This window comes from Bifidobacterium sp. W8114, from assembly GCF_016101165.1.
Lineage (GTDB): Bacteria > Actinomycetota > Actinomycetes > Actinomycetales > Bifidobacteriaceae > Bombiscardovia > Bombiscardovia asteroides.
The window spans coordinates 353,651-380,026 of record NZ_JACFRA010000003.1 but is presented as its reverse complement, the minus strand read 5'-3'; the positions used below and the strand labels follow the sequence as shown (position 1 = coordinate 380,026).

Below are 26,376 nucleotides of genomic sequence, written 5' to 3'. Positions count from 1 at the left end.
AGAACTTTGAATAGGCAAGCGGCGTTTGCTCCGCTTGGTGTTTGGTGAAGGGGTTTTGGTTTCATGCATCTGGTTTCCCGTCTGCGTCGCATCCTGGCGATGATGATCGTCCTGCTGGGCCTGCTGGCAGGCCTGGGCGTCGCGTCCGCCCAGGCGGACGCTCCTGTACTCACCGGGGGGGGGGGTCGTCAGACCCCTCGCGTAGCTAAGCAAACCACCGGCACTCTCCCCAGCAACGCAACCAGCACGCCACCGCCCACACCATCACCGATACAAGCCACCACACCATTAAGCCCAACTGCAAGCCCAAACACCCCGTCATCGACGACGAGCACGCCGGACAACACAAACTCTGCTTCAGCCAAGCCATCCGATAATATGGAAGATCAAGCTTCGCATATCGTGCGCTTCGATCCGGATAACGCGAGCACGCCTACCCAATCAACTGTGAAAACCGGCACCCTCGCCACTCCCCCGATACAGAATCCTGTACGTGATGACTTCCGGTTCGACGGATGGACTCATGACGGCCAACCCTTCGACTTCAGGACCCCTATCCTCCAGGACACGACCCTGAAAGCCAAGTGGGCCAAAGCCACGGACTGGACGCTGAGCCCGGACCATGGGCCCGCCACCGGCGCACGGCTGACCATCAAGCCGCCCAGCCTGCAGGAGCCTCACTATGTCAACGTCCAAGGCGCAGGAGAGCAGCTAGTCGGCCTGACGGGCGACGGCCGTATCTACACATGGACGCAAGACGGCACACCCAAACAGGTTCCTCTCCCCGTCCAGTCACCCGAGGGATTCCACTACTTGCAGGCCACAACCGGCAGCCGATGGCAGGCCGCTTTGGGATCCGACCAGCACATATACACCTGGACCAGCCAACAGCCTGCGCCCATCATCCTCGACACCGTCAGCAACAGCCAATTCACCAGCATCAGCACCAACGATGACCTGCTGCTGGCCGTGGACCGTCAAGGCCGGATCCACGCCTTCCGAACCGGTCTGACAGGTAGCAAGGACCTGAACCCGAAACCCGCCGAACAAGCCACGACCGGCCTGCCCGGGCAGACGCAGGCCGTCACCGCAGTCGCCTCCGACAGCCGGATCCTCGCCCTGGACTCGGAAGGGCAAGCCTGGACCTGGGAGACGAGCAACACCGGGAAAACCAAGCCCGAACGCATCAGGCAGGACCCGGGCATTCGCATTCTCCAAGCCCAAGCCCTCGACCAGGGATTCCTCCTCCTGGACGCGGACGGGCAGGCCCGGCACCTTGCCGATAGCACCACCAGTCTCACAGCTGTCGGCCTTCCGGAAGACATGAGAGCCAACCGGATTACCGGCAACGGCGACCAGGCCGTCATCACCGGCACGAACGGCCAGGTCTGGGCATGGCAGCCCGGCAAGGCGCCCATGCGCGCGGACAACGGGAACCAACACTACATGCAGGCCGCCGAAGCCGACAGCAGGATTATGGCCTTGGACAGGCAGGGCAGCATGTTCACGTGGAGCCTGGACCATCAGAGCAATCCGGGCAAAACATCCAGAGTCGACACCTCCACTGCATCTACCCTGGAATCAGCCAGCCTGGACGGCCAGCCACTCAAACTCAGCGAGAAGGATGAATCCTGGCAGGTGGACATACCCGCCCGCAAACCGGGGCCAGCCGCCATCACACTCGCCGGCAGGCAGGACGGCCGGCCTTTCACCAGAAGCCTCAACTACACGGTCGACCAGCCGCTGACCAGAGACACCGAAACAGAAACGGGCCACACCGTCCACTTCAACACAGACGCAGGAAGCCCCGAACCAGAAGACCAGACAGTTCCTAACCCATACGGCAGAGTCCAACGGCCTTCACCCAACCCGGAACGAAAAGGCTACCAGTTCGACGGATGGTTCATAGGCGAAGTCGCCTACGACTTCAGCAAGCCTGTCACCAAGGACCTCACCCTCACCGCCCACTGGACACCCACCAAACAGAACAACCAGTGGAGCATCAGCCCCGACAAGGGCAACCAGCTGGGCAACGAAGCCACGACCATCACCCCGCCCGACACCAGCCGAGGCATCAGGTTCAGCCAAATCAGCGGGTCAAACGACTTAACTTATGGTTTTTCCTTGGCTGTGGGCAGCGACGGGAACGCCTACGCATGGGGTAGCAACAGCTATGGTCGGCTCGGCGACGGGACGGCCACTCAAAGGACAACTCCGGTCCTGGTGAAGAAACCTGACCGCAAGACGTATCCGGACCTGCCAGAAGATTTCACCTACATGCAGGTCAGCGCTGGAGACTATTATTCGCTAGCCGTGGGCAGCGACGGATACGTGTACGCCTGGGGATACAACAGCTATGGCCAGCTCGGCAACAACAGCACCAGCTCTTCGTATGTTCCGGTGCGCGTGCGCGACCCCGACAGCCCCAACGATGCGAGCAAAGGACTAAAAGCCACACAAGTCAGCGCCGGACAAAATCATTCCCTTGCCGTGGGCAGCGACGGATACGCCTACGCATGGGGAGATGGCAGTTACGGCAAGCTCGGCAATTACAGCACCAGCTCTTCGTCTGTTCCTGTGCGCGTGCGCGACCCCGCCAGCCCCACTGACACGAGCAAAGGACTGAAAGCCGCACAAATCAGCGCCGGATACGGGCATTCGCTGGCCGTGGGCAGCGACGGATACGCCTACGCATGGGGATTAAACGACTATTATCATCAGCTCGGCAACAACAGCTCTAGTAATTCGTCTGTTCCGGTGCGCGTACGCGACCCCGACAGCCCCAACGATGCGAGCAAAGGACTGAAAGCCACACAAGTCAGCGCCGGACAAGAGCATTCGCTGGCGGTCGACAAGGACGGCAACGCCTACGCATGGGGAGACAACGATAATGGCCAGCTTGGCATCAAGGGCAGCGGCAGACCCTATCCCTACCCCATGAAGGTGCTCTCCTCCGCGCAGTCCACCAGCGCGGCCGGACCCTGGATGCGCGCCGTGCAAATAACCGCCGGAGACCATCATTCGCTGGCCATCGGCACGGACGGGAACACCAAGGCATGGGGCAGCAACCGTGACGGTCGGCTCGGCGACGGCACCACCAACACCAAATGGGCTCCTGTGCCGGTGGCGTTCAACCTGCAGCCGGTGATCAGTGCAGTCAGGTTCGACACCAGTGCCGGCACGAACCTGACCCATGTCAGCAACAGCAACAGCGTCACCGTGACCACGCCCGCTCATCAGCCGGGCCCGGTCAAGGTCAGCGTCGACTACACGATGGGCGGAGTAGGAAGCACCCTGACGGACAAGTCCCTGACCTACACGTACACACCACTGGGCGTGCTCCCCCAAGCTGGCGGGGAGGGTATTCTGCTGGCTCTGGCCACCGGTATGACGGGCATGGGCGGGGTGCTGGCATCCCGCCGCCACCGAAGGGAAACGCACCGACTGCTTCACGCTTCGCACGAGTAAGACCGGCCGGGTGGCGTATCAATCCCCCGCCTCCGGCCAGAACAGGGGGAGCAGGGAGGCCTGTGTCAGTCAAGGCTCATACCCCAAGAGAGCCGACACCCCTCCCGCGCCCCCACCACACAATCGGTCGACCGCCCGAACGCAACAGAGGAAACAGCTCTTCTTGCTGCGCTCGAACGGTCGACTACAACCGCTTACTGTTGGTCAGCAGTCGTGGCGTAGATGGTCTTCTTGCAGGCCAAATACACGACCAGGCCCAGCAGGGAGACGGCAGCCCCGATCAGCAACAGGTTGCTGTAGTTGGCGGCCGGGCCAGTGGCGCCCATGATGCTGAAGCCCTCCAGGCTGGGCTTGCCCATCAGGCCGCCGATGATGGCAATACCGATGGAGCCTGTCACGTTCATGACCAGATCGTTCATGCCCACGCCGCGGCCCGACTGGTCCTGGGGCAGGGTGTCAAGCACGGTGGAGACGATGGGCGAATACATCAGTCCGACCCCGGCATAGTAGACGCAGGCGGTCAGCGTCAGGGCCAGCAGGCCGGAGTTGACCACCAGGGCCGTCCCTGCGAAGCCCAGGATCATCAGGCAGGCGGCGATGATGATGGCGGGCTTGCGGCCGATCCTGTCCACGATGGCTCCCGAGGTGGTGCCCAGCACGGCGGCCACCAGGAAGGCCCAGACAACATGCAGGGAGACCGTGGTGGTCGACACCTTGTAGACGTCACGCCCGATGGCGTTGAAGATGGGAGACATGCAGTAGTTCATGAAGTAGAAGATCAGGATCAGACCGATGCCCATCAGCCAGCGCTTGTTGCGGAAGAAGTCCGGGGTGATGAAGGGGCTCCTGGCCCGGCTGATGTACAGGGCGAAGATCAGGTAGCAGACAGCCGAGGCCGCCAGCAGCCACCAGGCCGTGTAAGAGAAGAAGAGGGTCAGCAGGGCCGTGGCCAGTCCGAAGATGACGAAGCCCAGCCAGTCCACCTTCTCGCCGTTGCCGCCGCCGGTGGGCAGGCTCTTGAGCAGGATGGGCAGGAAGATGATGGTGACCGCGGGAATCAGGAAGAGGTACTGCCAGGCTATGGAGCTGAGCAGGCCTGCGGCGAAGATGCCGATGGCTGCAGACACCTGGTAGCCTGCCGTGAAGATGCCGAAGAAGACCACCTTCAGTGAAGGCTTGAGGTACTTGGTGGCCACGACCAGGTAGGCCGATCCAGCCACCTGCTCGCCGGCGGTCTGGAGTAGCCGGGCCGCGATCACATTCCAGATGTTGGGGGCCATGATCGTATTGGCCACGTATCCGTACACGGACCCGATGAACAGTATGCACAGGCCGAAGGTGACCAGCTTGCGCAGGGATACGAAGTCGCCCAGGGACCCGTAGATGAAGCAGACGATGCCCAGGACGATGCTGGGCAGGGCCGTGATCAGCGAGGCCTGGTCGGGAGCGCCGGCATCCTTGCCGACCTGCTGGAAGACCAGGTTGAAGCCCTGCAGGCACAGGGTGCCCAGGACGAAGGTGATCAGCAGCAGGATCAGCGATCGTACTGCTGTCGAATCCTCGGTGGATTGCTTTTCGGACATGATGTCTTCAGTTCTCCTTCTCTTGCGTGAACTTGCCGGGGATGGCGGACCTCAGTCGGCCTGGGAGGCCAGCCTGGTGATGCGGGTCATGAACTCGTCCAGGAAGCGGGGCACGTCCACACCGACGGCAACGCGCATGGTCTTGTTGGGGTCGTTGAGCCGCTGCTCGTCCCCGATGGTGCGCCCGCGGGTGGCGCCTTCGGTCTCCACCTTCATGTTCATGGGCAGGGTGGTGACCAGGGTCGGATCCACGGCCACGCCCACGGCCAGCGGATCGTGCAGGCCGCAACCACCCAGGTGGGGCGAGGTGGTCTCATAGGCCTTGATGTAGAAGTCGGTCATGTCCGCCAGGAAGTTGCCTGCCGCAGTGCCCAGCTGCCGCCAGCGGGCGGTCTCCTTGTAGGTCAGCAGGGTCTGCAGGGTCACGTCCAGGCCGACCATGGTCACAGGCGCGCCGGAGCGGAAGAGCACGTCGGCCGCATCCGGATCCTGGGAGATGTTGGCCTCCTGCCATGCGTCCACATTGCCCGGCACGGTCAGGGCCCCGCCCATGAGCACGATGGAGCCGATGCGCTGGGCGATCTCAGGCTCCTTGGCCAGGGCGGCGGCGATGTTGGTCATGGGGCCGGTGGGCACGTAGACCAGGTCCTTGCCGTAGGTGTTGACCGCGTCGATGATGAAGTCCACGGCCGACTCCGTCTCAGCCTTGCGGTCCGAGTCGGGGATGGCCACATCGCCGATTCCGTTCTCTCCGTGGATGAAGGCGGAGACGGGCAGCACCTCGAAGGAGTCCGCCTTGGAGGCGTGGGACAGACCCGGGTAGACCTTGACCTCGGGGTGACCCAGCAGGTCGGTGATGGCCAGGTCGTTGCGGATGCCCTGCTCCAGCAGCACGTTGCCATAGGTTCCCGTTATGCCGATCAGCTCAACTTCGGGGCTGCCCAGGGCATAGGAGATAGCCAGAGTGTCATCGACACCAGTGTCCAGATCGAGAATCAGCTTACGCATACAATGTTTCCTTTCATTGCCATGGCTGTATGGAACCATGGCCGTATGCATCCACGATGTCCTTGTGGTGGATGCTTGTTTATCATATGCGAAATTGAGCAGTTTCGCTGCCAATGACAGACGCAAGTCGTGGACAATATCCTCAGATTTTCATGTCACCGGATTGCTGGACCCAGATAGCGAATCCAGCAGCCGGTTTTCCGGCTGATTCCCTGTCCACAATGGCGAGCCGGATCGACGGACCACTCCCCAGATGCCTATGATTACTCTGATTCTGCCCGGATGATCTGGCGAAAGGGGAACACATGGTTGCGACTCAAGGACGGCGGCACAATCTGCAACTGATGACCGCCCTAGGCGTGTTGGCCGGCGGCCTCTACGGCTACACCCTGACCGTCATCTCCGGGGCGCTGGTCGGCATGAACCTGGGCTCCGGCTCGGGCGGACATCTGACGGCCGGGGAACAGGGCATGGTTACATCCGCTTTGCTGATAGGTGCCGCGCTGGGATCCTACCTGGCAGGCAAGTTCAATGACCGCTTCGGCCCCAAGCACATCATCCTGGCCGGCGCCCTGCTGGCCATCCCCGGGGCCCTGCTGAGCGCCCTGGCCCCCAGTCTGGCCCTGCTGGGACTGGGAAGATTGATCATCGGGGCTGGCATCGGCATGACCTCCACCATTGTGCCCATCTACCTGGCAGATATGGTCGGCACCGCGGAACGCGGGCGGGTGGTTTCGGTCAACTCGGTCATGATCGTGGTCTGGCAGCTGCTGGCGGTCAGCGTCAACGCCATCATGGACCGGATGGGTGCCGACTGGCGGACCATGCTCTGGGCTCTGGTGCCTCCGGCCATCCTGCTGGCCCTGCTGGCCTGCTTCCTGCATGACAGCCCTGCCCATCTGATCCGCCGTGGCCAACCGGACCAAGCAGAGACCTTCCTGGAGTCCACCCGCGACCAGGCAGAGGCCCGGGTGACCATGCAGGAGTTATCGCAGCCTGCGAGCGCGAAGACCGCCAGCTTCAAGGCCCCCTGGCTCCGGCGGGTGCTGATCGTAGGCATCGGCGTGGCCATGATCAACCAGCTGACCGGGCTGAACATCGTCAACTACTACGCACCGACCATCTTCACCGACACACTGGGCTTCGACCCCTCCCTGTCCATGGTCGCCACCGTGCCCGTCATCCTGGTCTCCGCCATAGCGGCCATCATCGGAGGGCTGGGACTGATCGACCGCTTCGATCGCCGTGTCATTCTGGCTGTGGGACTTGCAGGCACCATCGTCTTCCTTGCCGCCATCGGGGTCTGCTACCGGTTCGTCGGCGTCCCCGGCAGCGGGTCACACACCGCCGCCTGGATCATGATCGGCATGATGATGATCTATGTGATCTTCGTCCAGGGCCTGGTGGCCCCGGTCACCTGGCTGCTCCTGTCCGAGATCTTCCCTCAGCAGGTCAAGAGCCGCGGCATGGGCTACGCCAACGTGGCCATGAACCTGACCAACTTCGGGCTCTCCCTGGTCTTCCCCACCCTCCTGGCCCGGCTGGGCGGCACCGGCACCTACCTGCTCTTCGCCCTGATCAATGTGTGTGCCCTGGTGTTCGCCTGGGTCATGGTGCCTGAGACCCGAGGCAAGAGCCTGGCCCAGATCGAGCAGGAGGCCCGGTCCCGGGCATGAAATCGGGCATAAAAAGAGGGCGGAACCGGTCGTCGGCCCGCCCTTGTGGAATCCGATACCTCAGATTCCGATGCCTCAGATGTTGAAGACCTGCTTGGCCAGCTTGGCGATGGTGTCGCCGCCCAGCTGTGCGACATCATTCTTGCACTGGTTGATCCTGCCGAAGAGCTGGTCAGCGTCGTTGTATGACAGGGGCTGCCCGATCTCCTTGGACAGATCAACCAGCTGGTCGATGGTCTCCAGGTTGCTCAGCTTCTCTACCAAGGTCTTCTCGTCCATGAATCACTCCTCTGTAAGCGGCGGTGCAGACACCGGGGGCCTTGCGCCATCGATGCCCACCTTTCTCCTCCCATCATAGCCAGTGACCGGATGAACCGGGCGCGATGAAAGGCTCATATCAGGTCGTAGGAGAAATCGTGAATCCGGTCCAGGGCCTGACGGCTCTCCTCCAGCCAGGTCATGGCCACAGGATAGACGTGTCCCAGGGACTGCAGGCGGTTGGGCCTCAGGTCATGCAGTTCGAAATCACGGCCCCTCCTGCACAGAATCTCGGCCAGCCTGAGCGCTTCGCCCTGCAGGAAGTCGTCGGTGCTGGTGTTCAGAAAGACCGGCGGCAGGTGGACCATGTCGACCATGGTCGTCAGGTCGGCCACCTGATCGCCCCCAGCCTGCACGAAGCCTCCAAAGAAGGATGGGGCAACCATGGATAGGTCATCGGTGGGCGAACCAGTTGGATGGAAGTCATCCAGATTCACCGATAAGTAAGGAGTCAGGTCAAAAAGCCCTGAGACCAAGGCAGCGCCACGGGGCCGCAGCCCGGCAGGTTTCAGCCCCAGCCTCTGCGCGAATTGGTCATCGCACTCCACTGCCAGCGTATAGAGGGCCAGGGTGCCTCCAGCCGAGTCTCCCGTCAGAAAGATGCGGTCGGGCGAAACCGGATACTCGTCCAGGTGGGTCTTGATCCAGGTCAGGGCCGTCAGCACGTCACCCAGCTGGCCCATGAAGTCCGTGCTGGGAATCAGCCGGTAGTTGACCGAGAAGACCGCAAAGCCGCGCTTGGCCAGGTGGGTGCAGAAGTTTCGGTTGAGCTCCTTGTAGCCGTACATGAACCCGCCGCCGTGGATGTCGATGTAGACAGGGATGACCCTGCCGTTGCGCAGCCGGGCATCATGAGGCAGGTAGAGGTCCAGTTTGTGGGCGCGCAGGCCATCATCCACATATGCGATGTCGTTCAGGCAGTCCACCCCCTCCGGCACCTGCCAATGACGGGAGCGGGGAGCGTCCACGCGCCCGAAGGTCAGCCTGGAGCCCAGAACGACCCGGACCATATCCGGACTGCAGCCATCCAGGTCCCCGTCGACTTCGGTCCATCCCTCCAGAAGTTCGCGTTCCTCGTCGGTTACAGTCATCTCTGCATCGTTGCTCATCATTCAGCCCTCATTACTCCAACCCGCACAGCTCCTCGCATCCGGTTCTGTGGGTTTACAGCCAATATACAATGCCGGCAAACGGACACTCTTGCCCCTGGTCGCACTCCTGCCGGTAAAATGACGGAAACAGCGACAGAAAGGCCAAGGATGACAATCGCAAGCTACGAAGGCATATCCGCGCTCTCCCTGGGTCTGCCGCCCACCACCGCCATTCCAGCAGCCAACGGCGAACTGCCCATAAGGGCCTTCACCACGCGACCGCCCGTCTCCTCACGACTGCGCCAGCACTTCTCCACCAGCGTCGGCAAAATCGTCATGCTGGCCCTGCTGAGGCCCGGTACCATCCCTGTGACGGATGGCGCGCACTGCCACGAGGTGCTGGTCATGGCAGTCGGGCTGAAGACCCCCGATGTGCCGGAGGACGTGCTGGAACACATCGCCGCCATGCGCTCCTCAGGCATGGTCTTCATCACCATTCACCAGGGTGAAGAGGGCCTCGTCTGCACGCCGGCCGTCCGCCGGGCCCTGCCCACCAAGGCTGGTCATGAGACCAGGCATACGCTCCACCTGGGCAGGCCCCGCCCTGCTGATAAGGCCAGACTGACCCTGGTCGGCGACGATATGGACCAGCTCTGGGACAGCCTCTGCGCCCAGGTGACCCTGGATCAGACTGACGGCACGAATCTGGACAACCGACTCGCCGTCCGCGAGCGCATCGACCTGCTCAAGGCCCAGGAGGCCAAGCTGACCGGAGACCACGGCCGGGCCAAAACCACCCAGGACCGCAACACAGCCTTCGCCAAGCTCCAGAAGGTCCGCGCCGAACTGAAGCAGCTTTCCGCCGATAACTAAACAACTGAGGTTTAGGCAGCAGAGCCGAGCCATGCCTAGTCTGGCAAAGCTCCAGCTCAGACTTGCCCATGCAGATCACAAACCTCATCCAAGTCATGGTCATGCTTGGACCCATGCTGACATCGATTGTCAACATCCCCATGGCCGTTGCAATCTCCACAAGCCTTATCCTGGGCAGCAGCTTCTTCACCAAGCCCATCAGCATGACCCTGGGCGAGCCTGGTAGGCCTGACCATGACCCCGGGTGGCCATGCTGGTCTGTTTGGTCTTCTGAAGGGACGAGTCAGGAAAGGTCACACCTATGAAAATCATCATCGCACCCGACTCCTTCAAGGGCAGCCTGACCGCCAAGGAGGCCGCAGAGGCCATCGAACGGGGATTGCGACGCAGCCCACTCAAGGCCGAAATGGTCCTGGTGCCCATGGCCGACGGTGGCGAGGGCACGGTCCAGGCCCTGGTCGATGCAACCGAAGGCCACATGATCCAGACCCAGGTCACCGGACCCCTGGGCCAGACCCTGAACGCCAGCTACGGCATCCTGGGCGACGGACGGACAGCCGCCATCGAGATGGCTGCGGCCAGCGGCATCCAGTTCGTCAACGAACAGACCCGGGACCCGCTGGTCACCACCACCTACGGCACAGGCGAGCTGATCAGCCAGGCCCTGGACCAGGGCACACAGGAGATCATCGTCGGCCTGGGCGGATCGGCCACCAACGACGGCGGCGCCGGCATGGCCCAGGCCCTGGGTGCCCGGCTCCTGGACGCTGACGGAAATGATCTGACACAGGGTGGAGCGGCGCTGGCCAGGCTGGATTGGATCGACGTCTCCGGGCTGGATCCCCGTCTGGCCCGCACCCGCATTCGTCTGGCCTCGGACGTGACCAACCCTCTGACCGGCCCTGAAGGAGCCTCGGCCGTCTTCGGACCGCAAAAAGGGGCGGACCCATCCATGGTGGCCACCCTGGATGCGGCCCTGGCCCACTATGCAGCCGTCATTCGCAGGGATCTGCATCGGGAGGTGGAGACCAAGCCGGGTGCTGGGGCCGCCGGTGGTCTGGGTGCAGGATTCCTGGCCTTCACTCCGGCCGTCATGGCCTCGGGGGTCAACATCGTCGTGGAGACCACCCATCTCAAGAAGCTGGCCCGCGGTGCCGACCTCTGCTTCACCGGCGAGGGCGGCATCGACTTCCAGACCGGTTTCGGCAAGACCCCCATGGGCACAGCCCAGGCCGTCAAGGAGTCCTCCCCCGGCTGCAAGGTCATCGCCCTGGCGGGCAACCTTGGAGCCGGGACTGAAGAGCTTTACAAGGTGGGCATCGACGCCATCTTCAGCATCAGCCCCGGGGCCGTCAGCCTTGAGGATGCCATGGCCAAGGCCGCCGACAACCTCGCCACAGTGGCCGAGAACATCGGCAGGCTCCTGGCCTGATCAGGCTCTGGGATTGCCAAAACGACAAAGGGGCTCCGGATGTCTTGCGCACCCGGAGCCCCTTGTCATCAGAACCCCTATAAGAACCCTGTTTGGCATGACCTTCAGCAGTCATACCGAACAGTGGAAGTCATCAGTCGAATTCGGTGATGACCGAACGGATGACCTCGCCGTTGACCAGCTGCTTGTAGGCTTCGTCGATCTGGCTCAGCTTGATGTGCTGGCTGACGATGTCGTGCATGTTCAGGCGCCCATCCACAGCGAAGTCGGCGTACATGGGGATGTCGTGCTTGATGTTGGTGGAGCCCATCCACACGCCCTTGAAGCCGCGCTGGTGGACCAGCAGGTCGGCCGGGTTGATCTCCAGGGAGACCGTGGCATCCGGCTTGGTAAGACCGATCGGGTAGGCGGTGCCGCCCACGCCCAGCATGTCCCAAGCCTGCTTCATGGTGACGGGCAGACCGATGGCCTCGAAGGCCTTGTCCACGCCGCCGTCAGTCAGCTCGCGCACCTTGGCCACAGGGTCCTCGTTCTTGGAGTTGACGACGTCGGTGGCGCCGAACTTGCGGGCGAACTCCAGCTTGTTGTCCAGCAGGTCGATGGCGATGATCCGCTTGGCGCCGCAAATCCGGGCTCCCGAAATGATGTTCAGGCCGATACCGCCGGTGCCGATGACAGCCACGGTGTCGCCGGGACGCACATGGGCGGTGTTGATGGCCGCTCCGGCTCCGGTGATGGTGGCGCAGCCGATGCAGGCGGCCTCATCCCACTTGACCTGGTTGTTGACCACAGCCAGCTGGTTCTCGTGAATCAGGGCCTTCTCGGCGAAGCCGCCGGTGCCGAAGGCCTGGGTTATGGGCCGGCCGTCGGGGAAGGACAGACGGGGCTTCTCGCCCGCGCCGCGCACGCACTCCTGCTGCTGAGTGCAGGACTGGGGCTGGCCCTTGAGGCAGTTGGCGCAGTGTCCACAGACCTGCTCCAGGGAGGCCACCACGTGGTCGCCCACCTTGATGCCGGACACCTCGGGGCCCACGGCCTCGACGATGCCCGAAATCTCATGGCCGATCACAGCCGGGAAGGGGAAGAACTTGTCGTCATCCTCGACCAGATGCAGATCCGAATGGCACAGACCCGAGGCCTGCACATCCACCAGAACCTCCGCGCCAATGGGGTCGTCAATGATGATCTCCTCGGGCTGGGCAAAGCCCTTGCCGATGCCGTAGGCAATCGACGCCTTGATCTTCTGAGGCATAAACCATCTCCTAATCACAATGCCGCCACCGGCATCATGCCAGGCAGGGCAAAAAACAACGTTGAATATTCCGCTGTGGCCACGGCCATCCTCAATGTATACACCGCTGCCGCAGACCACTTTCATGGTAGCAGGAAAGAAGGGTCAATCAGCATTTAGACTGGCCCGGAAAAAGGCCTCCGGCGTTTCCTCGACGGGGCCTCCAAGCATCCATAGAATGGGCTTCATGTGTGGACGATTCGCGGCTGACCTGGACTACTCCAACCTGGCCCAACGCTACGGTGCCCGACAGGCTTCGGGACTGCCCAAGCCCTCCTGGAACATCAGCCCCGGGTCTGTCATCGCTTTGGTGGCCCAAGACCGTCATGGGCAGCGGCACCTGCATCCGGCCCGCTGGAACCTGGTCCCTTCCTGGTCGGAAAGCGATCAAATGGCCTACCCCACCCACAACGCCCGAGTGGAGAGCGCTCTGACCAAGCGAACCTACGCGGACTCGGCCAGGAGTCAGAGGGCCATCATTCCGGCCAGCGGCTACTACGAGTGGACACCCGACCACCAGCCCTACTACTTCCAGGCTCCCGACGGCCACACCCTGAACATCGCCGGGCTCTACTCCTGGTGGCGTGCCAGACCAGGCCAACCCTGGCTGCTGACAGCCACCATCCTGACGACGCAAGCCACGCCAGAGGCCGCCCGGGTGCACGACCGGATGCCCCTGCTGATCACCGATGAGAACCTGGACTCCTGGCTGGATCCAGGCATGGAGGGCAAGGCAATCCTGCCCAAGGCTGTGGAGTCCGGCCGTCGTGCCTCAGAAGCATTGACCATGCACCCGGTGGCACCCTTGAGGGGGGACGGTCCGGAGCTAACAGAAGCCATGGCCCTGGACCAGAGGGTCAAGAGAATTTAGAGGGTTCTTATGATTCAGATGGTGAAGCCCAGCTCCCGCGCCGCCTCGGTGGGAACCGGGTCGTAGGCCCAGTACTCGCTCAGGTTGTCGTCGGAGGACAGGCTGCGAATCTCGGCCTTGTCGATGTATACCTCGCCCGACAGATGGTCGGTCTCATGCTGGAATATGCGGGCCGGCCAGCCGTGCATGCGCTGGCGGTGCTTGCGCCCGGAACGGTCCTCCCAGCTGGCGGTGATGTCCAGCCAGCGCCGCCGAACCGCCTGGAATCCTTCCAGGGACAGGCATCCCTCGTAGAAGGCCGCAGTCTCCTGCCCGATAGGCTCATAGGAGGGGTTGATGATGACCCTGAAGGGCAGCTCGTCAATCTGGCGCGGATCGTCCTCGTCGTCGCGGACGTGGTCCTCGATGACCGCGATGGCCAGGCCCAGGCCCACCTGAGGTGCCGCCAGCCCCACGCCCGGAGCCTCAAGCATGGTGGCCCGCATGGCCTTGAGCAGCCTGCTCAGAGTCTTGGCTGCCAGCTGACCCTGGTAGGGCTGGGCCTGTTGACGGAGGACGGGCTCGCCCATCTGCACGATGGGCAGGAGCTCCTCTTTGCCGGCCTCGGCCAGCATGGACTCCACCCGGTTGTTGAGGTCGGCGTCGAAGGCCGCCTTTCTGCCGAACATGGATGATTCCGCCTTTCCTGGGTCGTTGGTTCAGATGGCCAGCTCGTCGGCCACGACCGAGGCCAGCCGCTGGCATACCTGGTCAGCCTGCTCCTGGGTGGCAGCCTCGACCATGACCCTGACCAGGGGCTCGGTGCCCGATGGCCGCAGCAGGACCCGGCCCGTGCTGCCCAGCATCCGCTCCTCCGCCTCGACTGCATCCTGGACCTTGGCGTTGGTGCGGGCCGCGTTCTTGTCCACACCGGAGACGTTGATCAGCTGCTGGGGCAGCTGGGGGAAGTCGGCGGCCAGTTCCTTGAGGCTCCTGCCAGAGCGCACGACCTCCTTGGCCAGGGTCAGTGCCGTCAGGGTCCCGTCTCCGGTGGTGGCGAACTCGCGGTTGATGACGTGCCCCGACTGCTCGCCGCCCAGGGTGTAGCCGCCGCGCAGCATCTCCTCAAGGACGTAGCGGTCACCCACAGCCGTCTGGACGGTGACGATGCCCATCTGCTTCAGGGCCAGCTTGAGTCCAAGGTTGCTCATGACCGTGACGACCAGGGTGTCATTGGCCAGCTTGCCCTCGCGCTGCTTGGCGCGGGCCAGGATGCCCATGATCTGATCGCCGTTGACCATGCTTCCCTCTTCGTCCACGGCCAGACAACGGTCGGCATCCCCGTCGAAGGCCACGCCCATGACCGCATCCGAGGCCTTGACCATGGCCTGCAGCTGCTCGGGGTGGGTGGAGCCGGCGTGCTTGTTGATGTTGTAGCCGTCAGGAGAGGCGTTGATGACCACCACATCCGCTCCGGCCCGGCGCAGGGCCTCGGGGGCTACCACCGAGGTTGCACCGTTGGCGCAGTCGGCCACGATCCGCAGACCGTCCAGGGGCTTGGGCTGGGTCTTGTCGGGGGCTACAGGGGCCACGGCCTCCACCAGGTGGTCGATGTACATGTTGGTGGCGGTCACCGTGTCATGGGAGACGCGGCCCACGCCCTCGCCCACCGGGCGCTCCCAGTCCTGGCCCAGGACTGCTTCGATGTCGTCCTCCTTGGAATCCTGGAGCTTGAACCCGCCCCGGGCGAAGAACTTGATGCCGTTGTCTGGCATGGGGTTGTGGGAGGCGGAGATGACCGCCCCCATCTCCACGTTGAGCACGCTGGTCAGGTAGGCGATGCCCGGAGTGGGAATGATGCCCACGTCGATCACGTCGAAGCCGCCCGAAGACATGCCGGCGGCCAGGGCCGAGGCCAGGAAGTCCCCGGAGACCCGGGTGTCGCGGCCGATCAGGGCACGTCGACGGCCCGCGGACCGATCCGCTCCACGACCCAGGACACGGACCGCCGCATCGCCCAGATCCAGGGCCAGCTGTGCAGTCAGGTCTCTATTGGCTAAACCGCGTACACCATCGGTACCGAATAATCTGGGCATTGCTCTCCTCCGAACGTACCATCCTGCATGCAGGCGACAGATTCATTATGGCCCCGCCCCTGACCCGTCGCCACAAGGGCCGGGGCGGAAAGAGCGCTCAGCGCAGGCGCTCGTTGTATTCGCGGACCTTGAGGATGCGCCTGGAGGACTCCACGTTCTGGATGATCATCCCGCGCAGGGCCTTGGGGGCCTCGGCGTGGTCGGCCAGCCAGGCGTCGCCCGCCTTGACCAGGGCGGCCGGGTCGGCCTTGGTCGGGTAGAGCCCGCCTGCCGACAGCGGGTTGAGCAGGGTCTCCGCGATGTGGAAGGTCTTCTGGGTCCAGACCTGGTCCACAGCAGCAAAGAAACGGTCCACATAGGGTGTGAAGAGATCCTGGTCCCCCGAGCCGGAGAAACCGTCGGCCAGGGCCTCGATCTGCGAGTTGGTCAGGTCCTCGTTGTGAAGGGCCTGATCCCAGGCCCAGGCCTTGGCTTCGGCAGTCGGGCGGGCGGCACGGGCGCCCATGGCGAACTCGCGGTTCTCCGTGGTGTCTTTCGCGGCCAGCTCCCGGTCGATCTCCCCGTCAGCCAGCAGATCGTGGGCGGACAGGGCATGGATGATCAGCCAGCGGGTGTTGTTGTCGATGGTCAGCCCCTCCAGCTTCAGATCGCCGCTCAGCAGACCCCGGGCGTGATCCTCGAAGTCGGCGTCATCCCCGTAACCCAGGTAGGCGCGGACAAGCTGGAACTGCTCGTCCGAACCGGGCTGGGCCTTCATGGCCAGATCCCAGAGCGTGCTGGCCACCAGCTGCAACATGGGCTGGCGGCGACGGGATGCGGTGAAGTGATGGGCGGCCGTGGAGATCTGAGACAGAGCGTAGCGGAAGGTGGTGGACTGGTGCTCGGTGGCCAGAGCCTTCAGGCTCAGGCTGATGAAGCGCTCAGCAGGGAACTGCGCATCCCGGGTCATGTCCCAAAGGCTGAGCCAGACCACGGCACGAGCCAGACGATCCTCGATCCGGTACAGGTTCTGCGTGGCATACTCCAGGGAGTCCTGATCCAGACGCAGCTTGGCGTAGGTCAGGTCGTCGTCATTGATCAGAATCAGGGCCGGACGCTTCTTGCCAACGACCTGGGGCACTTCGGCTCCCTGGCCCTCCAGATCCAGCTCGAACCGGTCCGTGCGCACCACCTTGCCGGACTTGTCCTCATCATAGAGGCCCACCGCCAGGCGATGCGGACGCAGGACGGGATGCTCCTCGGGGGCGGTCTGGTCAATGCGCATGGCGGTGATGGTCCCACGCTCGTCGGTCTGCACCTGGCTGGTCAGCGTGGTGATGCCGGCCTCCTCTAGCCAGAGCCGTGACCAGTTGCCCAGGTCGCGACCGCTGGTCTTCTCCAGCTCGGTCAGCAGATCCTTCAGGGTGGCGTTGCCGTGGGCATGAGCCGTCAGATAGTTGTGGATGCCCTGGAAGAAGCGCTCACGGCCCACATAGGCCACCAGCTGCTTCAAGACGGAACCCCCCTTGGCATAGGTGATGCCGTCAAAGTTGACCTCGGTGTCATGCAGGTCGCGGATGGGGGCCACCACAGGGTGGGTGGTAGGCAGCTGATCCTCGGTCAGGGCCCAGCTCTTCTCGCCGGAGCAGAAGGTGGCCCAGTCGTCGGTCCACTCGGTGGCCTCGGCGGTGGCCAGGGTCGACATGAACTCGGCGAAGGACTCGTTCAGCCACAGATCGTTCCACCACTTCATGGTCACCAGGTCACCGAACCACATATGGGCCAGCTCGTGCAGGACGGTCTCCACACGGCGGTTGATCTGGGCCCCGGTGGCCTTGGACTCGAAGACGTAGGAGTCGCGGAAGGTGACCAGGCCGATGTTCTCCATGGCGCCCGCATTGTATTCGGGCACGAAGATCTGGTCGTACTTGGCCCAGGGGAAGGGCAGATCCCAGGTCCTGGCATAGAAGGCGAAGCCTTTCTTGGTCACGTCGAAGAGGTATTCGGCGTCCCCGTCCAGGGAATCCTTCAGCGCCTGACGGCAGTACAGGCCCATGGGGATGGTCCGTCCATCCTCGTTCCGGTATTCGCTGGTCCATTTGGCATAGGGGCCGGCGGCGAAGGCGGTCAGGTAGGAGCTCATGACCGGGGTTGTCTGGAAGACCCAGCGGGTCACGCCCTCGGTGCGGCCGCCCTCCAGGGTCCCCTGGGCGGTGCGGCTGTCCAGGTCCTGATGGGAGGCGGGAGGCATGTTGGACAGGACCGTCCAGGATGCCGGAGCGTCCACGGTGAAATCGAAGACGGCCTTGATATCCGGCTGGTCGAAGACGGCATAGACGCGGCGGGCATCGGGCACCTCGAACTGGGAGTAGAGGTAGACGTTGCCATCCGAGGGGTCCACGCTGCGATGCAGACCCTCGCCTGTGCGCGAATAACGGCAGAGGGCCTCCACCCGCAGCTGGTTGTGCTCGCGCAGGTCGTTAAGCTCAATCCGGTCATCCCGGAAGGTCAGGGCCGGGTCCAGACGCCGGCCGTTGAGTTCGATAAGGCTGACCTGGTCGGCGATCAGATCCACAAAGGTGGACTCCCCCGGCCGGGCATCAAAGTCAATCAGGGCCGAGGAGGGGAAGGTGGCAGGCCCCTTGGTCAGGTCCAGATTGACCTTATAGCTGACATTGGATACGACGACGGCTCGCTCTTCGGCTTCCACACGAGTCAGATTGGCTCCGGGCATGAATTTCCTTTCGCGCATGGATGCCGGTGCCCCCACCGGCATCGGCATAGGTCCTGTATGGATATGGCATGTCAAGTCTAATGCCGGCACACGCCGACGAGCCAGGAGGACGATTCCCCTCTTTTCTGACGGCGCAGTCCGGACGGGAATAGTCGGGCCTCCAGGCGGTTGTTCATGGTCGTTGCCTTGTGAGTCTGGCAGAAAGGAAGCGTCATGCAGGTCCGGACCGGGTTTACCACACAGCAGCTCAACATGCTCTGCCAGTACTCCTACGGGATCGGTCGAGGGGATGTCAAGACCAGGCCGGGCCTGCACTGGTTCGAGGATCCGACTCTGGGCAGCTACTGGGTGCTGCGCTCACGCTACTGCCCCGAAAACGGCTTCGAGGGGATGATCGCCGCCCGGAACATGGGTGACGGTCCGGACTATGCCCACTTGATCGTGGTCTATGCAGGCACCAACCTGCGCGACGACCCCCGCCACGATATCCATGCCGCGCTGACCTGCTTCCTGCCACCGCTGAATGGGGAACCAGGGCAGACGCAGCAGGCGGGCATCCTGGCCGAGCAGGCGCTTGACCTGGCCCGGCACAAGGCGGGAACCGAACGCGGGGTCCTCTTTACCGGACATAGCCTGGGTGGAGGCCTGGCACTGATCCAGGCAGCGGAGCAGGATCTGCCCGCCAGGGTCTTCTGCGCCGCCGACCCCTGGCGGGTGCTGGACCAGGAGCAGCGTCAGCGGGTGGCCCGCCACTACGGGGACGGCAAGTTCCTGGACTACCGTCTGGGCAACGACAGGGTGACCGGAACCGCCAACCGTCTGCTGAGCGGACAGGCCGACCGCAGCGCCTGTGTGGTCTGGTGCGGCAAGGGACCCAGCAGGTTCGGACATTGGCTGGGCGACTTTGACTTCGACCAGGGCGGCGAGGTTCTGGCCGAAACTCCCATCAACATGGCCACATACCCACGGTAATATGGGAATCGGGCGGTCTCCAATGAGGGAGCGTCACCTGCCCGCAGGGATGTCATGTTGGGTGTTCAACTTCGTCCATGCAGGGCCTACACGCATATCAGAGAGGATATACGATATGAAAGCATTGATGTACTACGGCAAGGAAGATGTACGTCTGGAGGACGTGCCCGAGCCTGAGCTCAAGCCGGGAACAATCAAGATCCATCCCGCCTTCACCGGCATCTGCGGCTCCGATGTTCATCTTTACTACGATGGAGCAGTCAACGGGGGCGGAAATTCGCCCGACCACCCCCATCCCCTGACGGGAGAGACCCTGCCGGTAGTCTTCGGCCATGAAATCTCGGGTACCGTCGAGGCGATCGCCGATGATGTGCACACGGATATGAAGGTGGGCGACTCGGTGGTCGTCGAGGCCGAAATCGCATGTGGCGAATGCCCGGCCTGCAAGGCCGGCAACTACAATGACTGCGACAAGCTGGCCGGCATCGGCATCAACGGAGGGGGCGGCGGACTGAGCGAGCATATCGTGGTTCCGGCGGAGCATGTCTTCCCCGTGGGCGACATCCCCCTGGATCAGGCTGCCATGATCGAGCCCTTCGCCGTGGCCCATCACGCCATCCGTGCCATGGAACCCCAAGAAGGCCAGACCGCAGTGGTCGGAGGCGCCGGGCCGGTGGGATTGCTCATCGGCACCATTCTGCGCGCAAAGGGAGTCCGGGTGATCATGTCCGAACTCTCCTCAGCCCGTAAGGAGAAGGCCCTTCAGTCGCATTCGGCCGACATCGTGGTCGATCCCAGCAAAGAGGACCTGGCGGAGAGGGTCCGCCAGGAAACCGACGAAGCCGGGGCTGACCTGGCCTTCGATGCAGCAGGGGCAGAGCCTGTCGACCACCAGCTTCTGGAGGCCTTGAAGGCCACCGGCGGACTCATGGTCGTGGCCCTTCATGGCAAGCCCATCACGCTGAACCTGACCAAGGAGCTGGGCTTCGGAGAGAAGTTCATCCGCGGCACCATGGGATACGCGAACGATCATGCCGATGCCATCAAGCTCATCCATGACCGGAACATCGACCTGTCCACCTTCATCACCGACAGGATCAAGGTCGAGGACATCGTGGACAAGGGCTTCCGCCAGCTGCGTGAGGACGCGGAAAACCATGTCAAGATCATCGTGAGCATGTAACCGCTACTGTCTACTGATAACACTGAAGGCTCCGGCCGTCCATCTGGGCGACCGGAGCCTTCGGTATCAGTATGCGGGCAGTGGAGGTCAGTCCTGCGGCTGCACGTCGGTGGCGATGTCGGCCACCACGGGCACGATCATGGGCCGACGGTGCAGCTTGCGGGAGATCCAACCGCCCAGGGTGCGGCGCATCATCTGCTGAAGCTGGTAGGTGCCGGTGGTCCCCTTGGACATGGCATCCTCAAGCTGATCGACTATCTGGGCATTGATGGACTTGAACTCGCTCTCGTCCTCGGCCACGGCGTTCAGGTAGAGCTTGGGGCCGGAGACGACCTTGCTGGTCTCGGTGTCGACCACGGCGAAGGCGGAGACGAAGCCCTCGGTGCCCAGAATCCGGCGCTCCTCCAGCTCGTCGTCGGTCAGCTGGCCCACGGAGTCGCCGTCCACATAGACGTATCCGCAGGGCACGGACCCGACCACAGCGGCCTGGCCATGGTAGAGGTCCACCACGTCGCCGTCCTCGGCCAGGACCACATTCTGCGGATCCACGCCGGTCTTGACGGCAATCAGACCGTTGGCCACCAGGTGCCGGTTCTCGCCGTGTATGGGCATGGCGCACTTGGGCTGCACGATGTTGTAGAAGTGCAGCAGCTCGCCCTCGTCGGAGTGGCCGGAGACGTGGATGGCCGCGTTGTCGCGGTTGACCACCTTGGCGCCTAGACGCACCAGCTTGTTGATGACCTTGTAGACCTCATGCTCGTTGCCGGGAATCAGCGAGCTGGCCAGGATGACCGTGTCGAACTCGTTGATGGTGATGTCGCGGTGGGTCCCGTCGGCGATGCGGCCCAGAGCCGCCATGGGCTCGCCCTGGGATCCGGTGCACATGTAGACGATCTTCTCGTCCGGAATGCTGTGGGCGTCCTTGAGGTCGACCACGGTGTCCTCAGGCAGGTGCAGGTAGCCCAGGTCGGAGGCGATGGACATGTTGCGGACCATGGACCGGCCGGCGAAGACCACCTTGCGGCCGAACTTGTGGGCGGCGTCGACCACCTGCTGCACCCGGTGGACGTGGCTGGAGAAGGAGGCCACGATGATCTTGCGCTGGGCCTCGGCGAAGGCCTTGTCCAGGGCGGGGGCGATGGAGATCTCGGGCTTGACGAAGCCGGGGACCTCGGCGTTGGTGGAATCGACCATGAGCAGATCCACGCCGGACTCCCCCAGTTTGGCGAACTCGCGCAGGTCGGTCAGGCGGTGATCCAGGGGCAGCGGGTCGATCTTCATGTCACCTGTGTCGATGATGTGGCCTGCCGGGGTGCGCACGGAGACGGCCAGGGCGTCAGGAATGGAGTGGGTGACTGCCACGAATTCCAGGTTGAATGGGCCTACCTTGAGCTTGTCGCGGCCCTTGACCTCAACCTCGGTGGGCTTGAGATGGTGCTCCTCACACCTGGCATCGACGAATCCGAGGGTCAGCTTGGAGCCGATCAGGGGGATGTCCGGGCGCAGCTTGAGCAGGTAGGGCACGCCGCCGATATGATCCTCATGCCCGTGGGTCAGAACCAGGGCATCCACCTGGTCCAGCTTGTCCTTGATGTAGCTGAAGTCAGGCAGGATCAAATCCACGCCCGGCTGTTCCTCCTCGGGGAAGAGCACGCCGCAGTCGATCAGCAGGATGTGGCCGTTGTACTCGATCACATTCATGTTGCGGCCAATCTCGCCCAAGCCACCCAGGGGGACGATACGCATGGAACCCTTGCGATACTTGGGGGGCGCCACCAGATGCTGCTCGGTCTGGGTGCCCTTGCCGCGGGCGATGGCGCCGTTGCGGCGGCTACGGGATTCGCCCCGGGACCTGCCTGACCCCTGCTTGCCGTTCTTGGAGGAGGACCGACGATTTCTGCTCTTGCCGGTCGTGTTTGATTCTTCTTGTTTTCTTGCCATACTCACTTGTGTTTCTATCATCTGTGCCCCTGCCTATACAGGGGCGACGTTGATTTCAGAACTGATTCAGATCAGCCCGGCAGCCTTCATGCCCTTGCGGGCAAGAGCCACCTGGTCCTCATCGGGACCCAGATTGGGCAGCCTCATGGCGGTCTGGTCCAGTCTACCGGCCGCCTTCAGAGCAGCCTTGGCCATGACGGCCTGCTGCCCCCGGCCGTTCAGAGCCTGGACCAGCGGGTCCAGACGCACGGCCAGATCCCTTGCGCCGTCCAGGTCGCCAGCATCGAAGTCGTCAGCCAGACGCTTCATGGGTCCGGATGCCACATGGGCAATGACCGAGATGACGCCGACCGCGCCCAAGGCCAGGAAGGGCAGATAGAGTCCGTCATCGCCTGAGTACCAGGTCAGGCCGGTCTCCTGGCGTTTGCGGGGCATGGAGGCCAAGTCGCCCGTGGCATCCTTGACGGCGATGATCGCATCCAACTCGCCCAGGCGCCGGTAGGTGTCCAGCTCGACGTGCAGTCCGGTCCGTCCGGGCACATCGTAAAGAATGATCGGTCGCTGAGCCGACTGGCATACAGAGCGGAAGTGGGCCACCACCCCATCCTGGGAGGGGCGTGAATAGTAGGGCATGACCACCAGCAAGGCATCGGCCCCGGCCTCCTGGGTCATCTCCACCATGCGTACCGTGTGCGCCGTGTCGTTGGATCCCGCTCCGGAGATGACGGGCACATCGACGGCATCCTTGACGGCCCTTACCAGGTTGACCTTCTCCTCCATGTGGGTGACGGGAGACTCGCCTGTTGTGCCGTTGACCAGGATGCCGTCGGCCCCATCGGCCACCAGGGTGCGGGCCAGATTGGCGGCAGCCCCATAATCCACGGATCCGTCCTTATTCATAGGCGTGATCATGGCGGGGATCACCCGTCCGAAGGGTGCAGGAGGAAGCAGATGGGTAACGGTCTCGGTCATATCTTCACGCTACTTGCAGATGGGGACGCTCTTGCGGATATCAGAACAGATAGTAGTCCAGGCCCACGGTCAGTCCTGGAATGCTTCCAGCACGGCGCACGGCCAGGAGGACTCCGGGCATGAAGGAGACGCGCTCGAAGCTGTCTGCGCGGATGGTCAGCTGCTCGCCGGGGTTACCCATGAGGATCTCCTCGTGTGCGTTCAGTCCCCGCAGCCGGACGGCATGGACATGGACACCGTCAACCACCCGGCCCCTGGAAGCATCAGGCTGCCGGGTTGCGTCGGGCATGGGACCCATGCCAGCCTGGCGGCGGGCTTCGGCAATGGCGGAAGCGGTCCCCAGAGCCGTGCCGGAAGGAGCGTCGACCTTGTCGGGATGGTGCATCTCGATCACCTCGGCCGACTCGAAGTAGCGGGCCGCCATGGCTGCGAACCGGTCGGCCAGCACTGCAGAGATGGCGAAGTTGGGAGCGATGAAGACGCTGAGCCCGGGATGCCCGTCCAAGGCCTGCCTGACCTGGTCCAGACGCCCCTTGGTCCAGCCGGTGGTGCCGATGACGGAGTGGACCCCCTGCCCTATCAGGGTCAGGGTATTGCCCAGGACGGCATCGGGGCTGGTGAAGTCGACCGCCACGTCCGTGTTGCTCGGATTGATAGAAGCCGGATCGTCATCGGGGCCCAGCAACAGGGCCGTCTGCATATCCTGCGCGTCCTTCAGAGCACGCACCACCTCGGTTCCCATGCGTCCACCTGCGCCCAGCACCGATACGCGGATCATCGGCTGCCTCCTTCTTCACCGTTCATTTCACTCAGCATTTTCGGTCTTTTCCACGACCATACCCCTCCCGCGGCTCCTGGCCCAGCCCAGCAGGGCCAGAGGGACAGCGCAGCAGGTGACCACCGCCGGGATGGTCATGCCGCCGTGCGGCCCGAACTGATCCAGGGCGACCCCGGCCAGGGTGGATCCCAAGGAGGTGCCGATGGACCCGCCGGTGGACAGCCAGGAGAGTCCCTCGGTCAGTGCCCGGGCATCCACGTTCTCGCGCACAATCAGGTTGCCGGTGGCGAAGATGGGCGAGACGCACAGGCCGGTCAGCACCTCGGCCAGACCCAGCAGGACCAGATTGTCCATGACCAGGCGGAAGACCACGTAGCCCAGGGTCAGCAACACCAGGAAGGTCGTCAGATAGCGCCAACGGGATCCTTTGAGCCTGACGGAGCCGAAGATCAGCGCCCCGCACAGGGAGCCCAGGGCGAACAGGGCCAGCTGCAGGCCCACCGCCCCCTCGCGACCCATGGACTTGGTCAGGGCGGTAACCGAGACGTCAACAGCGGAAAAGCTCATGTTGAAGACGACGAAGATCACCACCAGCAGGAAGATTCCCGGATAGACCAGAGCCGAGCGGGAGCCCTGGTTGCCGTCAGTTTCGCTTGGCAGAACGTCCCCATGGGCATCCACCGGGGAATGATCCGCCGCAGATTGGCTGACGGCCTCCATGCGGACGACGGCCGGGGGCTCGGTGGAACGCATGGCGAAGAAGGTCAGTCCGCCGACCAGCAGAGCCAGGGCAGGCAGGTAGAGCTGGGAGACCGGGCTGACCGAGGTGGCCAGGTAGGCGGAGAGGATGGGCCCCATGATGAAGACGCACTCGTCCAGCCCCGACTCCAGGGCATAGGCGGTGTTGAGCAGATTGGTCTTGTCGTCGCGCAGCACCCAGGCCCAGCGGGTGCGCACCAGGGCTCCGAAGGCGAACTGGGTCAGGCCCATCAGGGCCGCCAGAACAAAGAGCACACCCAGGGGAACCCGGCGCATGGCTCCCACGGCGAATCCCAGGATGGCCAGAGCCTGCACAATCAGGGCGATCACCCCGACCCGACGCTGGCCGAACCGATCGAACAGGCGGGCGTAGAAGGGGGTGACCAGGGCCGCGCTGAGCGTGTAGACGGCACTCATCAGCCCGGCCGAGGTCCAGTTGTCATAGATGTGGTTCAAGGCCAGTACGATGCCCAGACCCATCATGCCCAGGGGCAGACGGGCCAGAACCGCCGACAGGCAGAAGCCGGCGGCGCCCGGGTAGGTGAACAGGCGCAGGAAGGGGGATTTAGCGGCCGCCATGATCACCGTCCTTGCCCAGCAGGTCGCTCACATGGCTGGCGTAGATGAAGATGTCGTCAATCCCCTCGAAGAACTGAGGGTCGTCGGAAGGGTCGCGCCCTGCGAAGGCCGCATGGTCCCGCCCCTTGAGTTCGGCCAGCCGCTCCATGCCCTGATGGTCGTAGAAGCCCACGTCGCAGGAGGAGTCCGTATGCAGGTAGAAGCGCTCGATGACCGCCTGGTCCAGATGCTCCAGGGTATCCCGCCAGAGGGCGCCGCCCACACCGCGTCCCCGGGCACGGCTGGAGACCAGGAAGAGCCTCAATTCAGCCTGAGGCGGGACGGACAAACCGCACTTCTCCTCCAACTTGACCTCGGTCAGCTGCCACTGGCGGGCCCGGTCCAGGGTCTGAGTGCCCAGCGCCGTGGCAGACAGCCTCTGGTCCACCTGCTCCAGCTCCTCTTCGGCCTGGGGAAAGCACAGTTCGCCACGCCCCTCGGCCAGCAGGGTCACCCCCAGGAAGTCCTGCCCATCGACAGCTATCCGAGCCCTGGTGGCACCCACCAGATAGTGCAGGATGAAATGGGCTGCGCTCAGACGGGACACACCCCCCTCGGGATCCTCCTGCACCTTCCAGGTGGCGTCAAAGGTCCCTACCAGGTCGGGCATATCCGCCCAGACCATGGGTCTTATTTCCACGCTTCCCCTCCTCCGGGAGGCCTGGTTGCGATTACTGGACGTTGTCATCTGTCTCATTGCTCCATTCGGGCGTGCCCGGCCCCACGACGGCCCTGGGCCGTCCGCCGATCGCCT

Annotated in this window: 20 protein-coding genes; 7 read left to right on the top strand and 13 right to left on the bottom strand. The window is 63.5% G+C overall.

Annotated features, from left to right (window positions below):
• Window positions 1-63: 63 nt before the first annotated feature.
• Complete coding sequence (locus H3T89_RS06130) at window positions 64-3,468, top strand: RCC1 domain-containing protein (protein WP_198216510.1); 3,405 nt, start codon at window positions 64-66, stop codon at window positions 3,466-3,468.
• Window positions 3,469-3,662: 194 nt separating this feature from the next.
• Here H3T89_RS06130 and H3T89_RS06125 read toward each other — a convergent pair whose 3' ends face one another.
• Together H3T89_RS06125 and H3T89_RS06120 are read right to left on the bottom strand one after the other, a co-directional pair.
• Window positions 3,663-5,051, bottom strand: a complete 1,389-nt coding sequence (locus H3T89_RS06125) for an MFS transporter (RefSeq protein WP_198216509.1) — start codon at window positions 5,049-5,051, stop codon at window positions 3,663-3,665.
• A 51-nt stretch (window positions 5,052-5,102) separates the two neighbouring features.
• Window positions 5,103-6,059: a nucleoside hydrolase gene (locus H3T89_RS06120; protein ID WP_015021466.1), complete on the bottom strand. Its 957-nt coding sequence runs from the start codon at window positions 6,057-6,059 to the stop codon at window positions 5,103-5,105.
• A gap of 305 nt (window positions 6,060-6,364) precedes the next feature.
• Here H3T89_RS06120 and H3T89_RS06115 point away from each other — a divergent pair, with 305 nt between their 5' ends.
• The gene (locus H3T89_RS06115) at window positions 6,365-7,735 is read left to right on the top strand and encodes a sugar porter family MFS transporter (RefSeq protein ID WP_198216508.1); all 1,371 of its coding nucleotides are present in this window, start codon (window positions 6,365-6,367) and stop codon (window positions 7,733-7,735) included.
• Window positions 7,736-7,810: 75 nt separating this feature from the next.
• Here H3T89_RS06115 and H3T89_RS06110 read toward each other — a convergent pair whose 3' ends face one another.
• Window positions 7,811-8,014 (bottom strand): hypothetical protein, encoded by a 204-nt coding sequence (locus H3T89_RS06110; protein ID WP_015021464.1) that lies wholly within the window; start codon window positions 8,012-8,014, stop codon window positions 7,811-7,813.
• A 113-nt stretch (window positions 8,015-8,127) separates the two neighbouring features.
• Complete coding sequence (locus H3T89_RS06105; RefSeq protein WP_232348490.1) at window positions 8,128-9,162, bottom strand: alpha/beta hydrolase; 1,035 nt, start codon at window positions 9,160-9,162, stop codon at window positions 8,128-8,130.
• 150 nt (window positions 9,163-9,312) lie between these two features.
• Here H3T89_RS06105 and H3T89_RS06100 point away from each other — a divergent pair, with 150 nt between their 5' ends.
• Together H3T89_RS06100 and H3T89_RS06095 are read left to right on the top strand one after the other, a co-directional pair.
• On the top strand, window positions 9,313-10,017 hold the full coding sequence (locus H3T89_RS06100) for a DUF4391 domain-containing protein (protein WP_198216506.1): 705 nt from the start codon (window positions 9,313-9,315) through the stop codon (window positions 10,015-10,017).
• A gap of 301 nt (window positions 10,018-10,318) precedes the next feature.
• On the top strand, window positions 10,319-11,449 hold the full coding sequence (locus H3T89_RS06095) for a glycerate kinase (RefSeq protein ID WP_198216505.1): 1,131 nt from the start codon (window positions 10,319-10,321) through the stop codon (window positions 11,447-11,449).
• A gap of 133 nt (window positions 11,450-11,582) precedes the next feature.
• Here H3T89_RS06095 and H3T89_RS06090 read toward each other — a convergent pair whose 3' ends face one another.
• Window positions 11,583-12,701, bottom strand: a complete 1,119-nt coding sequence (locus tag H3T89_RS06090; RefSeq protein ID WP_015021460.1) for a zinc-binding dehydrogenase — start codon at window positions 12,699-12,701, stop codon at window positions 11,583-11,585.
• Window positions 12,702-12,927: 226 nt separating this feature from the next.
• Between H3T89_RS06090 and H3T89_RS06085 the strand changes: the two genes are divergently transcribed.
• Complete coding sequence (locus tag H3T89_RS06085; protein ID WP_198216504.1) at window positions 12,928-13,611, top strand: SOS response-associated peptidase; 684 nt, start codon at window positions 12,928-12,930, stop codon at window positions 13,609-13,611.
• A gap of 14 nt (window positions 13,612-13,625) precedes the next feature.
• Here the strand turns inward: H3T89_RS06085 and H3T89_RS06080 are convergent, their stop codons facing one another.
• The 3 genes from H3T89_RS06080 to pepN all read right to left on the bottom strand — a co-directional run bounded on the left by H3T89_RS06080 (window position 13,626) and on the right by pepN (window position 18,399).
• The gene (locus H3T89_RS06080) at window positions 13,626-14,279 is read right to left on the bottom strand and encodes a peptide deformylase (protein ID WP_198203711.1); all 654 of its coding nucleotides are present in this window, start codon (window positions 14,277-14,279) and stop codon (window positions 13,626-13,628) included.
• Between the two features lie 30 nt (window positions 14,280-14,309).
• Window positions 14,310-15,686, bottom strand: a complete 1,377-nt coding sequence (gene glmM, locus H3T89_RS06075; RefSeq protein ID WP_015021457.1) for a phosphoglucosamine mutase — start codon at window positions 15,684-15,686, stop codon at window positions 14,310-14,312.
• 97 nt (window positions 15,687-15,783) lie between these two features.
• Window positions 15,784-18,399, bottom strand: a complete 2,616-nt coding sequence (gene pepN / locus H3T89_RS06070) for an aminopeptidase N (protein WP_198203710.1) — start codon at window positions 18,397-18,399, stop codon at window positions 15,784-15,786.
• Window positions 18,400-18,612: 213 nt separating this feature from the next.
• Here pepN and H3T89_RS06065 point away from each other — a divergent pair, with 213 nt between their 5' ends.
• Together H3T89_RS06065 and H3T89_RS06060 are read left to right on the top strand one after the other, a co-directional pair.
• The gene (locus H3T89_RS06065; RefSeq protein WP_198203709.1) at window positions 18,613-19,371 is read left to right on the top strand and encodes a hypothetical protein; all 759 of its coding nucleotides are present in this window, start codon (window positions 18,613-18,615) and stop codon (window positions 19,369-19,371) included.
• Between the two features lie 115 nt (window positions 19,372-19,486).
• Window positions 19,487-20,554: a 2,3-butanediol dehydrogenase gene (locus H3T89_RS06060; RefSeq protein WP_015021454.1), complete on the top strand. Its 1,068-nt coding sequence runs from the start codon at window positions 19,487-19,489 to the stop codon at window positions 20,552-20,554.
• An 87-nt stretch (window positions 20,555-20,641) separates the two neighbouring features.
• Here H3T89_RS06060 and H3T89_RS06055 read toward each other — a convergent pair whose 3' ends face one another.
• From H3T89_RS06055 to H3T89_RS06035, 5 genes are all read right to left on the bottom strand, one after another.
• Complete coding sequence (locus tag H3T89_RS06055; RefSeq protein WP_198216503.1) at window positions 20,642-22,495, bottom strand: ribonuclease J; 1,854 nt, start codon at window positions 22,493-22,495, stop codon at window positions 20,642-20,644.
• 66 nt (window positions 22,496-22,561) lie between these two features.
• On the bottom strand, window positions 22,562-23,467 hold the full coding sequence (dapA, locus tag H3T89_RS06050; RefSeq protein WP_198203707.1) for a 4-hydroxy-tetrahydrodipicolinate synthase: 906 nt from the start codon (window positions 23,465-23,467) through the stop codon (window positions 22,562-22,564).
• 40 nt (window positions 23,468-23,507) lie between these two features.
• Complete coding sequence (gene dapB, locus H3T89_RS06045) at window positions 23,508-24,245, bottom strand: 4-hydroxy-tetrahydrodipicolinate reductase (protein ID WP_198203706.1); 738 nt, start codon at window positions 24,243-24,245, stop codon at window positions 23,508-23,510.
• 27 nt (window positions 24,246-24,272) lie between these two features.
• Window positions 24,273-25,583, bottom strand: a complete 1,311-nt coding sequence (locus tag H3T89_RS06040) for an MFS transporter (protein ID WP_198203705.1) — start codon at window positions 25,581-25,583, stop codon at window positions 24,273-24,275.
• On the bottom strand, window positions 25,570-26,310 hold the full coding sequence (locus H3T89_RS06035) for a GNAT family N-acetyltransferase (RefSeq protein ID WP_198216502.1): 741 nt from the start codon (window positions 26,308-26,310) through the stop codon (window positions 25,570-25,572). The genes H3T89_RS06040 and H3T89_RS06035 overlap by 14 nt, the downstream gene beginning before the upstream one ends.
• Window positions 26,311-26,376 lie beyond the last annotated feature (66 nt).

Coding starts and splice junctions, on each gene's coding strand:
- H3T89_RS06060 (WP_015021454.1), top strand. CDS start 19,487: ATGAAAGCATTGATGTACTACGGCAAGGAAGATGTACGTCTGGAGGAC.
- H3T89_RS06115 (WP_198216508.1), top strand. CDS start 6,365: ATGGTTGCGACTCAAGGACGGCGGCACAATCTGCAACTGATGACCGCC.
- H3T89_RS06125 (WP_198216509.1), bottom strand. CDS start 5,051: ATGTCCGAAAAGCAATCCACCGAGGATTCGACAGCAGTACGATCGCTG.
- H3T89_RS06065 (WP_198203709.1), top strand. CDS start 18,613: ATGCAGGTCCGGACCGGGTTTACCACACAGCAGCTCAACATGCTCTGC.
- H3T89_RS06130 (WP_198216510.1), top strand. CDS start 64: ATGCATCTGGTTTCCCGTCTGCGTCGCATCCTGGCGATGATGATCGTC.
- H3T89_RS06100 (WP_198216506.1), top strand. CDS start 9,313: ATGACAATCGCAAGCTACGAAGGCATATCCGCGCTCTCCCTGGGTCTG.
- H3T89_RS06120 (WP_015021466.1), bottom strand. CDS start 6,059: ATGCGTAAGCTGATTCTCGATCTGGACACTGGTGTCGATGACACTCTG.
- pepN (WP_198203710.1), bottom strand. CDS start 18,399: ATGCCCGGAGCCAATCTGACTCGTGTGGAAGCCGAAGAGCGAGCCGTC.
- H3T89_RS06080 (WP_198203711.1), bottom strand. CDS start 14,279: ATGTTCGGCAGAAAGGCGGCCTTCGACGCCGACCTCAACAACCGGGTG.
- H3T89_RS06090 (WP_015021460.1), bottom strand. CDS start 12,701: ATGCCTCAGAAGATCAAGGCGTCGATTGCCTACGGCATCGGCAAGGGC.
- H3T89_RS06095 (WP_198216505.1), top strand. CDS start 10,319: ATGAAAATCATCATCGCACCCGACTCCTTCAAGGGCAGCCTGACCGCC.
- dapA (WP_198203707.1), bottom strand. CDS start 23,467: ATGACCGAGACCGTTACCCATCTGCTTCCTCCTGCACCCTTCGGACGG.
- H3T89_RS06085 (WP_198216504.1), top strand. CDS start 12,928: ATGTGTGGACGATTCGCGGCTGACCTGGACTACTCCAACCTGGCCCAA.
- H3T89_RS06035 (WP_198216502.1), bottom strand. CDS start 26,310: ATGACAACGTCCAGTAATCGCAACCAGGCCTCCCGGAGGAGGGGAAGC.
- H3T89_RS06110 (WP_015021464.1), bottom strand. CDS start 8,014: ATGGACGAGAAGACCTTGGTAGAGAAGCTGAGCAACCTGGAGACCATC.
- glmM (WP_015021457.1), bottom strand. CDS start 15,686: ATGCCCAGATTATTCGGTACCGATGGTGTACGCGGTTTAGCCAATAGA.
- H3T89_RS06055 (WP_198216503.1), bottom strand. CDS start 22,495: ATGGCAAGAAAACAAGAAGAATCAAACACGACCGGCAAGAGCAGAAAT.
- dapB (WP_198203706.1), bottom strand. CDS start 24,245: ATGATCCGCGTATCGGTGCTGGGCGCAGGTGGACGCATGGGAACCGAG.
- H3T89_RS06105 (WP_232348490.1), bottom strand. CDS start 9,162: ATGAGCAACGATGCAGAGATGACTGTAACCGACGAGGAACGCGAACTT.
- H3T89_RS06040 (WP_198203705.1), bottom strand. CDS start 25,583: ATGGCGGCCGCTAAATCCCCCTTCCTGCGCCTGTTCACCTACCCGGGC.